Here is a 5,113-nt window from a genome sequence, read left to right on the forward strand (position 1 = left end):
CCACCGAGGTTGCCTACCCACGTGCCCTTGAAGTCGCTGCCGCCGTCCAGGTAACCGGCCTTGGCCCACGCTTCGGTACGCACCGACGGCTTGCCACGCACGCCCACGGTGGCGCGGCCGGCGTTGGTGTGGTCCTTGTCGGTGGCGCTGTCGAAACCGTCCACGGACAGCTTGGCTTCCACGTTCTGGCGGATCCAGGCGATGTCGGCGGTGAAGTCGACGCGGTCGCTCATCGGCATGTGATAGCCGATGCCCAGCTCGGGCTGATTCAACTCCAGCTTGAGGCTGGCGTCATAACCGGCGTAGCTGCCGTTGTACTTCTTGGACACGTACGACCAGGCGCCGAATACATTGACCTGCGGGCCGATGTCGAACGAGCCGCGGATATAACCACCGTCGACCTTCGGATCGCCGAAGTAGTCGTCGTTGGTGTCCAGCTGGGTCCAGCCGGCTTCGACATAGGTGTAGCTCACGCGCTCGGCGGCGGAAGCGGAAAGCGGGGCGGCGGCCAGCAGGGCGGCGGCCAGGAGAATCTTGCGCATGCAGGTTCCTTGGGTGAAGTTGAGGTCCATTTCAGCCAGCCCTTCGTGGGCGGCAGGGCGGCGATCACTGCCGCGCGGCCGCATTTTAACCATATCTTCACAAAAAGCGAGCAGTCAGCTTGGCTTGCTACAATGGCGCGGCCGGTTCGCCGGTACACAAACGTCTTCAGGGCGGGGTGCGATTCCCCACCGGCGGTAGGTGCGCAAGCACGAGCCCGCGAGCGCTTCCAGTTCCGCTGGAAGGTCAGCAGATCCGGTCCGATGCCGGAGCCGACGGTATAGTCCGGATGAAAGAAGACGGTGCGGCCGTGCCTTTGCGCGCGGCGTGCGCCTATATGCCTTGCGGCGTTTTTCGCTCACTTTCTGCGGGAAACGTTATGTCTGATTGCACCTCCATCCCCTGCCTCCGTCCGGGGGGCCGCTGATGTTCACCGGCATCATCGAAGGCGTCGGCCGCCTGGCCGCGCGTGACACCCTTGGCGGCGACGTCCGCTTCACCTTCAACGTCGGCAACCTGCCGTTCGACAGCGTCCAGCTCGGCGAAAGCATCGCCATCAATGGCGTCTGCCTGACCGTGATCGCTTTCGACGCGACGAGCTTCCAGGCCGATGCCTCCACTGAAACCCTCGGGTTGACCACGCTGGGTCAGCTTGCCGATGGCGCAGTGATCAACCTGGAACGTGCGATGCGTCCGACCGACCGCCTGGGCGGGCATCTGGTCAGCGGCCATGTCGATGGCCTCGGCCGGGTCCTGTCCATCCACGACGACGCCCGGGCCCAGCGCTGGCGTTTCGCCGCGCCTGCGGCACTGCTGCGCTACATCGCCAAGAAGGGCTCGATCTGCGTGGACGGGGTCAGCCTGACCGTGAACGAGGTCGACGACCAGGGCTTCGAGGTCGCGCTCATTCCACACACCGTGGCCAACACCGCCTTCGCCGCCACCGGCGTGGGCAGCGCAGTCAACCTGGAAATCGACCTGGTCGCCCGCTACGTCGAACGGCTCATCGCCGTGCCCGCCCAAGGCCCGCAGCAGGGAGCCAACGCATGAACTTCGCCTCCATCCCCGAGATCCTCGAGGACATCCGCCTGGGCCGCATGGTCGTCATCGTCGATGACGAAGACCGCGAGAACGAAGGCGACCTGATCATGGCCGCCGAGCTGGTCAAGCCGTCGGACATCAACTTCATGGTCACCCACGGCCGTGGCCTGGTGTGCCTGCCGCTGACCCGCGAGCGCGCCGCCGATCTGGGCCTGGCGCCGATGGTCCAGGCCAACACGGCCCAGTTCCAGACCAACTTCACCGTCAGCATCGAGGCCGCCGAGGGCGTCACCACCGGCATCTCGGCCTACGACCGCGCGCACACCATCCGCACTGCGGTGAAGCCGGACGCCAAGCCGGCCGACCTGCACCAGCCGGGCCACATCTTCCCGCTGATCGCCCAGCCGGGCGGAGTGCTGACCCGCGCCGGCCATACCGAAGCCGGCGTCGACCTGGCCATGCTGGCCGGCCTGGAACCGGCCGGCGTACTGGTGGAAATCCTCAACCCCGACGGCAGCATGGCGCGTCGCCCGGAGCTGGAAGTGTTCGCGCGCGAGCACGGCCTGAAGATCGGCTCGATCGCCGACCTGATCGCCTACCGCCTGGCCACCGAGAAGACCGTCGAGCGCGTGGACGAGCGTGAGATCGAGACCGAGTTCGGCCCGTTCACGCTGGTCACCTACCGCGACCGGATCGCCCACGACCTGCATTTCGCGTTGGTTCGTGGCACCCCCGACGCCGAGCCGACGTTGGTCCGGGTCCAGGTGGAGAACCCGCTGGCCGACCTGCTGCACTGGCGCCGCGACGACTTCGGCGTGGCCTCCACCGATGCCCTGCGCGCGATCGCCGCCGCCGAGCGGGGCGTGATGGTGGTGCTGTCCGCGCCGCGCGACAGCAACAGCCTGCTGGCCCGCCTGCGCCAGCAGCCGGTGCCGGTGGTGCCGGGCAAGGACAAGGATGTGAGCCAGTGGCGCCGCAACGGGGCCGGGGCGCAGATCCTGTCCGACCTGGGCCTGGGCAAGCTGCGGGTGCTGGGCACCCCGCGCCGGCAGATCGGGCTGGCCGGGTATGGCCTGGAAGTGGTCGAGACGGTGGGGAACACGTCATCGCATGCGCGCTGACGCCCCACGATGTGCTTCGCAAACCGCGGGCCCCTCTTACCACCATCCAGGCCCCCGCCGCGTCGCGGCAGCCCCCTGACTCAGGGGGCTGCTGCACCCGACCCGTCCCGTAACGCGCGGCGACCCGGCTACACGCGGCCATGCGCTAGAATATTCACCTATTAAATGGACCCCACGCCGAACATGAGCCACTACGAAGGCGACCTCCGTACTCCGGAAAAGGCCCGTTTCGCCATCCTCGCCAGCCGCTGGAATGCCCGCATCACCGACGTGCTCGTCGCTGGCGCGCGCCAGAGCCTGGCCGGCAATGGCATCGCCGAGTCGGCCATCGACGTGATCCGGGTGCCCGGCGCGTGGGAACTGCCGCTGGTCGCCGCGCGCCTGGCCGCCGCCCATGAGCATGCCGCCATCATCGCCCTGGGCTGCGTGATCCGGGGCGATACCCGCCACTACGAGCACGTCGCCGATGGCTGTGCCGAGGGCCTGATGCGGGTCCAGCTGGACTTCGGCGTGCCGGTGCTCAATGGCGTGCTGGCGGTCGAACGTGCCGAGGATGCCGAGGCACGCGCCGGTGGCAGCCACGGCAACAAAGGTGAGGAAGCCGCACTGACGGCGTTGGAAATGGTCAATCTTCTGGAGCAGTTGCCGTGAACAAGTCAAACCCGGGCAAGCCCTCCGGAAAGCCCGTCCGCCGCGATGGCATCGACCCGGTGCTGCGCTCGCGCGCGCGCCGTCGTGCCCTGCAGGCGATCTATGCCTGGCAGATTTCCGGCGGCAACGCGCAGTCGGTGATCGCCCAGTTCGCCCACGAACAGGCCCGCGAAATCGCCGACCTGGCCTACTTCGAAGCGCTGGTGCACGGCGTGCTCGACCACCGCAAGGACCTGGACGAGGCGCTGACCCCGTACCTGGACCGCGGCGTCGAGGAAGTGGATGCGATCGAACGCGCCGCGCTTCGCGTGGCCGCCTACGAAATGCGTTACCGTCTGGACGTGCCGTACCGCGTGGTGATCAACGAGGCGATCGAATCGGCCAAGCGTTTCGGTTCCGAACACGGTCACACCTACGTCAACGGCGTGCTGGATCGTGCGGCCGTGGAATGGCGCAAGGTCGAAAGCGGCCACTGAGCCGATTGTTCGCCGGCGGCTGATCCCGCGCACGCCGCCGTGTGATCGTTGGTAGAGCCGACCGTTGGTCGGCTGACCGCTTGGTAGAGCCGACCGTTGGTCGGCTAACCGCTTGGTAGAGCCGACCGTTGGTCGGCTGGCCGCGCAAAGCGCGATCCGTCGCAGCCGGCATGATGTCCGGTTTCAAGGCAGCCGACCAACGGTCGGCGCTACATCCCAACGGTCTTGCCGGATCCGACCACGGTCGGGCCCCACACGGCGGACGTTCCGCTGCCGGAGTTGCCTATGTCCCTTGCCGAATTCGCGTTGATCGACCGCATCCGTGCCCGCACCCGTGCGCGCGCCGACGTGGTGCTGGGCATCGGGGACGACGCGGCCCTGCTGCAGCCGCGCGCCAGCGAACAGCTGGTGGTCACCGCCGACACGCTCAACAGCGGCGTGCATTTTCCGACGGAAACGCCGGCGTTCGAGATCGGCTGGAAGACGCTGGCGGTGAACCTGTCCGACCTGGCCTCGATGGGCGCGCGTCCGGCGTGGTGCACCCTGGCCATGTCGCTGCCGTCGACCGAGCCTGAGTGGATCGACGCCTTCGCCGATGGCTTCTTCGCACTGGCCGACGAGCACGACATCGTGCTGATCGGCGGCGATACCACGCGCGGTCCGCTGTCGCTGTCGGTCACTGCGATGGGGCAGGTCTCGGCCGGCCACGCGCTGCGCCGCGATGCGGCCCGGGTGGGCGACGACATCTGGGTGAGTGGCACGCTGGGCGATGCCGCCGGTGCGCTGCGGTTGTGGCAGCAGGGCCGGCTGGATGTGGCGGTGGTGTCCGATGATCCCGACCTGGAAGCGCTGCGACAGCGTCTGCTGTGCCCCGTTCCGCGGGTGAAGCTGGGCCAGCGCCTGCGTGCCTACGCGCATGCGGCGGTGGACATCTCCGACGGCCTGCTCGCCGATCTCGGCCATATCGCGGCCCGCAGCGAGGTGGCCGCGCGCCTGGAAGTGGACACGCTGCCGATGTCCTCGGCGCTGCGCAACGCGCTAGGTCGCGATGACGCGCGCGATTGCGCGTTGCGCGGTGGCGATGACTACGAACTGTGCTTCACCGCCGCCGCCGACCAGCGCGACGCGCTGCATGCGCTGGCCGAAGCGCTGGCGCTACCCCTTACCCGCATCGGCCGCATCACCACCGGCCAGGGCGTGCACGGCGACGACCTGCCCAACGCGGACGGCTACGAGCACTTCGTCCTCCAGTAGAGCCGACCGTTGGTCGGCTGCTGTTAGAGC

Annotated in this window: 6 protein-coding genes and 1 riboswitch; of the genes, 5 read left to right on the forward strand and 1 reads right to left on the reverse strand. The window is 68.0% G+C overall.

The window, feature by feature from the left end; all coding sequences use genetic code 11:
- Positions 1–542 (reverse strand): outer membrane beta-barrel protein (locus tag AC1DQP_RS16220; protein ID WP_478052008.1); only part of this gene is annotated, 542 nt, incomplete at its 3' end.
- A gap of 158 nt (positions 543–700) precedes the next feature.
- Positions 701–845: riboswitch (FMN riboswitch) on the forward strand.
- 121 nt (positions 846–966) lie between these two features.
- Between AC1DQP_RS16220 and AC1DQP_RS16225 the strand changes: the two genes are divergently transcribed.
- From AC1DQP_RS16225 to thiL, 5 genes are all read left to right on the forward strand, one after another.
- Positions 967–1,590 carry a riboflavin synthase gene (locus AC1DQP_RS16225; RefSeq protein WP_256774890.1) on the forward strand — a complete coding sequence of 208 codons (624 nt, stop codon included), beginning with the start codon at positions 967–969 and terminating at the stop codon, positions 1,588–1,590.
- The gene (ribB, locus tag AC1DQP_RS16230) at positions 1,587–2,702 is read left to right on the forward strand and encodes a 3,4-dihydroxy-2-butanone-4-phosphate synthase (protein ID WP_457319411.1); all 1,116 of its coding nucleotides are present in this window, start codon (positions 1,587–1,589) and stop codon (positions 2,700–2,702) included. The genes AC1DQP_RS16225 and ribB overlap by 4 nt, the downstream gene beginning before the upstream one ends.
- Positions 2,703–2,885: 183 nt before the next feature.
- A complete protein-coding gene (gene ribH / locus AC1DQP_RS16235) occupies positions 2,886–3,353 on the forward strand; it encodes a 6,7-dimethyl-8-ribityllumazine synthase (protein WP_256774892.1) in 468 nt (155 codons plus the stop codon).
- The gene (nusB, locus tag AC1DQP_RS16240) at positions 3,350–3,829 is read left to right on the forward strand and encodes a transcription antitermination factor NusB (RefSeq protein WP_457319412.1); all 480 of its coding nucleotides are present in this window, start codon (positions 3,350–3,352) and stop codon (positions 3,827–3,829) included. Before ribH ends, nusB begins: the two co-directional genes overlap by 4 nt.
- A 285-nt stretch (positions 3,830–4,114) precedes the next feature.
- Entirely contained in the window at positions 4,115–5,083 is a 969-nt protein-coding gene (gene thiL, locus AC1DQP_RS16245) for a thiamine-phosphate kinase (protein WP_457319413.1), read from the forward strand.
- The last annotated feature ends 30 nt before the right edge of the window (positions 5,084–5,113 follow it).

The organism is Stenotrophomonas sp. P5_A8 (assembly GCF_056400545.1).